The following is a 1,858-nucleotide window of genomic DNA, read 5'->3' as shown; positions in this document are numbered from 1 at the left end:
GGTCAAGTCCCTGGGAGTGGTGTAGCCGTCCGGCGTGATCCTGGTTCTGCTCAGGCGGACAGTGCCAGGGGCTGCTCCTGGGGGTCGGGGTCGGCGGTGGTGAGCAGGTTGAGGCGGGCGCGGTGCAGGACGTCGAGGGCGAAGTAGCGCCGTCCTTCGGCCCATTCGTCGTGCTGCTCGGCCAGGACGGCTCCGACGAGGCGGACCACGGAGTCGCGGTCGGGAAAGATCCCGACGACGTCGGTGCGGCGGCGGATCTCCTTGTTCAGGCGCTCGTTGGGGTTGTTCGACCAGATCTGCCGCCAGATCTCCTTCGGGAACGACGTGAACGCGAGCAGGTCCGCTCGGGCCGCGTCCAGGTGGGCGGCGACGGCCGGCAGCGGGTCGGTGACGTGGTCCAGGAGCTTGTCGAACTGGGCGTGGACCGAGTCGGCGTCGGGCTGGTCATAGACCGAGTGGAGCATCGCCTTCACGGCCGGCCAGGACGACTTCGGGCAGGTGCTCATGAGGTTGGCGGCGTAGTGGGTGCGGCACCGCTGCCAGGACGCCCCCGGCAGGTTCGCCGCGATCGCCTCGACCAGGCCGCGGTGGGCGTCGGAGGTGACCAGCCGGACCCCGGCAAGTCCGCGGGCGACCAGGTCGGCGAAGAACACGTTCCACGCCTCCTTCGTCTCGCTCGTGGTGACGGTGCAGCCCAGAACCTCGCGGTGCCCGTCGCCGTTGACGCCGGTGGCCACGAGCACGACGGCGTTGATCACGCGGCCGGCCTCGCGGACCTTCATCGTCAGGGCGTCCGCGGCGACGAACGTGAACGGCCCGGCGTCGGCCAGCGACCGGGTCCGGAACGCGGCGACCTGGGCGTCGAGGTCGCTCGCCATGCGCGAGACCTGCGACTTCGATAACGACGTGATGCCCAAGGACTCGACCAGCTTGTCCATCCGACGGGTGGAGACCCCGAGCAGGTAGCAGGTCGCCACGACCGAGATCAGGGCGGCCTCGGCGCGCTTGCGTCGCTCGAGGAGCCACTCGGGGAAGTAGGACCCGGTGCGCAGCTTGGGGACGGCGACGTCGATGGTGCCGACCCGGGTGTCCAGGTCACGGTGGCGGTAGCCGTTGCGCCGGTTGACCCGCTCGGGCGAGGGCTGGCCCCACTCGGCGCCGCAGACCGCGTCGGCCTCCGCCGAGAGCAGGGAGTTGATCACCGTGCCGAGTAGGTGCCGCATCAGGTCCGGGGACGCGTCAGCCAGGGCCTGGCCCAGGGCGGCGGAAGGGTCGACAATGCGTGGTGCGGTCATCGTGATGACTCCGTTCGAGGGTGCTGTGGAAGGTTCACTCGAAGGATCACGCGGTGACCGCGTCGTCGTCTACGACGACCACGGCCCCGCGGCTACACCACTATCGGGGACGCCACTGCGTGGGAGAAGTGCCCGCGCAAGGACTGCGACTACGTTGGCGCGCCGGCGAGCATCCGCATCCACAAGAAGCGCGCCAACCACTGAGTGGTCTTGCCCCCACCCCGACGTGGGCCGCGGTTGGCCGGGCTGCGTTAGGAGGACGTCTCCCCGGCGCCGTGAGGCCTGCGCCGTTGTCGCGCCTTCTGGTCAATGTTCGACAGGTAGTCCTGGGCGAGGTGGTTCAGGGCCGCGCGCCATCTCTCGTTGCTCGCTGTGGGCGGGCCAGGGCGCACCCACCAGCCCGCCAGCACGGCATGGGTCGATGTCTCGCCCCGGGTCTGACGGAGGCTCTCGTTCCTGGGAAGGATGAGGGTCATGGCTGCACCGAGGAAGTACCCGGAGGAGCTTCGGGAGCGTGCGACGAGGATGGCGGTGGATCTGCGGCGTGATCCGGCGACCAAGCC

The 1,858-nt window shown here is 69.9% G+C and carries 1 protein-coding gene; it reads right to left on the bottom strand.

Features of this window, described 5'->3' with window-relative positions; genetic code table 11:
* Window positions 1-50: 50 nt before the first annotated feature.
* Window positions 51-1,295, bottom strand: a complete 1,245-nt coding sequence (locus tag VGD85_RS05815) for an IS256 family transposase (RefSeq protein WP_331062498.1) — start codon at window positions 1,293-1,295, stop codon at window positions 51-53.
* Between the last annotated feature and the right edge of the window lie 563 nt (window positions 1,296-1,858).

Source organism: Nocardioides sp., from assembly GCF_036401255.1.
Taxonomy (GTDB): Bacteria; Actinomycetota; Actinomycetes; order Propionibacteriales; family Nocardioidaceae; genus Nocardioides.
Note: the sequence above shows the minus strand (reverse complement) of the source record. Positions and strands in the feature narration are given on the sequence as shown.